Origin of the sequence: Aliivibrio sp. SR45-2 (assembly GCF_963890165.1) — a bacterium.
GTDB lineage: Bacteria > Pseudomonadota > Gammaproteobacteria > Enterobacterales > Vibrionaceae > Aliivibrio > Aliivibrio salmonicida.
Genome location: NZ_CAWPRC010000030.1, coordinates 1 through 2,356 on the forward strand (window position 1 = coordinate 1; position 2,356 = coordinate 2,356).

Annotated in this window: 3 protein-coding genes; all 3 read left to right on the forward strand. The window is 35.7% G+C overall.

Annotated elements, in window-relative coordinates; genetic code table 11:
* Positions 1–159 precede the first annotated feature (159 nt).
* Positions 160–798, forward strand: a complete 639-nt coding sequence (locus AACV33_RS01485) for a glutathione S-transferase family protein (RefSeq protein ID WP_182700687.1) — start codon at positions 160–162, stop codon at positions 796–798.
* 145 nt (positions 799–943) lie between these two features.
* Positions 944–1,756 (forward strand): DUF2971 domain-containing protein, encoded by an 813-nt coding sequence (locus AACV33_RS01490; protein WP_182700688.1) that lies wholly within the window; start codon positions 944–946, stop codon positions 1,754–1,756.
* A 141-nt stretch (positions 1,757–1,897) separates the two neighbouring features.
* The coding region (locus AACV33_RS01495) for a GNAT family N-acetyltransferase (protein ID WP_182700689.1) at positions 1,898–2,356 on the forward strand (459 nt) is incomplete at its 3' end.

Consider the following 2,356-nt stretch of genomic DNA (forward strand, 5'->3'; position numbering starts at 1 on the left):
CACGCACAACAATCGCATCAACACGATTTATTACATTCGGCGTTCTGGGTTTGTCTTGGGTTTCGTGATTAAGGCGGTAAAATTCAGGTTGGTCTGCATGGTAATAAACGTGTTATGCAGGCGTTATGAGTATTTGTGGATTAAGAAAAGGAAGTCATTTTGTATCAGCTATATTATTACCCAAACAACGCGAGTTTAGCTCCGCACTTCTTATTACATTTCATGGGATTAGAGTATGATTTATTGTTGGTTGATAGGAAATCAAGCTTCCACAAATCAGCTGAATATTTAAAATTAAATCCAGCAGGTAGAATTCCTACATTAATTGACGATGGAATGGCAATCTTTGAAAGTTCTGCTATTTGTATTCATCTTTGTGAGCAAAATCCTAAGCATGGTTTAATCCCTCGGTTGGGGAGCAAAAGTAGACCTCAGTTTTTCCAATGGTTAGCGTACTTGAATAATACACTTCAAGCTGAGTTAATGGTTCGATATTATCCACATCGACATACAAATGATGAAAGCACTATTCCAAATGTGGTTGCCGCGCAAGATGATCGAATTGCTGAATCACTATCCGTAATTAATGATCAACTTGAGGGTAAGAAATACCTTTTAGGCGATAAAATTTCAGCCTGTGATTTCTTCTTATTTATGCTTTCTGAGTGGTGTTTACCAATTAAGCAATCGCCATTAAGTTTTGAACATTTGTCAGCTTATCTAAATCGTTTATCATCACATCCAACAATCATGGCTGTTTGCGAGTTAGAGGGTATCGATCTTAGCCCATTTAAGTAATACTCATAACAAATGCATCAACACGATTTACTACACTCGGCAATCTCAGTTTGCCGAGTGTTTCTCGTTTTAAGGCATCAATATTAAGTATAATCGCATAGTAGTAAACGTGTTATGCAGGCGTTAACTCGCAAAGGATAGTAGTATGTTTGAGAATAAATTATTTAGATTTCGTACGTTTAGTCAATATTCATTATCAGAACTAAACAGTAAAACATTATGGTTTTCGAGTGTAAAAACGTTCAATGACCCTTTTGAATTCCAATATACATTAGATCTTACTTTACCTGATGGTTACAATGAAATTAGAGAATGGCTGCTTTCTACAAGTCAATCGGAACCAGAAAATCAATTTATATTAAAGTCAGATTATGAGACTCTTCAAAGGGTTGCTAAGAATGGCATTGATAGCTTGGTAAACGGTCACGTCACTACTTTAAGTGATAAAATTAAGACGAAAATTTGTTGCTTGAGTCAAGAATATCAAGACCCTTTAATGTGGGCTCACTATACAGATGGCATGACTGGTTTTGCAATTATATATAATGCGTTCAACACAATTGATGATGAAACATTTCCAGCTCTATATGTTAAATATGTCGATGAACCTCCCATTATAGATGCTGATTGTTTAAATTTGGGCTCTGTTGAAGATGGTTTTGAATTAAATAGTCGTATGATTGCATCGAAGCATAGTCGTTGGGCCTATGAAAAAGAAATCCGCTTTATTTCATGCCCGGAGCATAAGGATGAATTTTTACGCAGGGTTAAATTAAGGGATGGAGGAATAATGGATTTACCTGATTATGCGATTCATGGTGTTATTTTTGGGTATAAAATAAATAAGGATAATTTAAAGTTGCTCGAATCTATTTGCCATCATAATAATTATAAAATGTATCGAGCTGATATTTTGAAAGATAAATATGAAATCAATGTCGTAGAGTTTGCAAGTTAACAAATGCATCAACACGATTTGCTACATTCGGCATTCTAGGTTTCTTTTGGTTTACCGTGTTTAGTGGTAAATTTAAGCTTAATCTGCATAGTAGCAAACGTGTTATGCAGGCGTTATGAGAATTAAGGGATAATTTTAAATATGGATATCAAAATAGATGATTTGAATGGCGGTGAAGTTGTTCAGTTATTAAAAGAACATTTGGAAGATATGTATGCGACTTCTCCTCCTGAAAGTGTGCACGCATTAGATGTCAGCGCTCTAAAAGTACCTGAGATTACGTTCTTTAGCTGCTGGAAAGGTGAGCAGTTATTAGGTTGTGCAGCAATTAAGGAATTGGATTCAAACCATGCTGAACTAAAATCAATGAGAACCTCTAATCATGCGCGAAATTTGGGTGTAGGCACGCTTCTTCTCAATCATGTATTAAATGTTTCATCGGATAGGGGTTATAAGAAAATTAGCTTGGAAACCGGCTCACAAGAGTTCTTCAAGCCAGCTCGTAATCTCTATGAAAAATTTGGTTTTCAATATTGTGATCCCTTTGCTGATTATAAACCTGATCCACATAGTCAATTTATGTCGTGCACACTGGGTGAG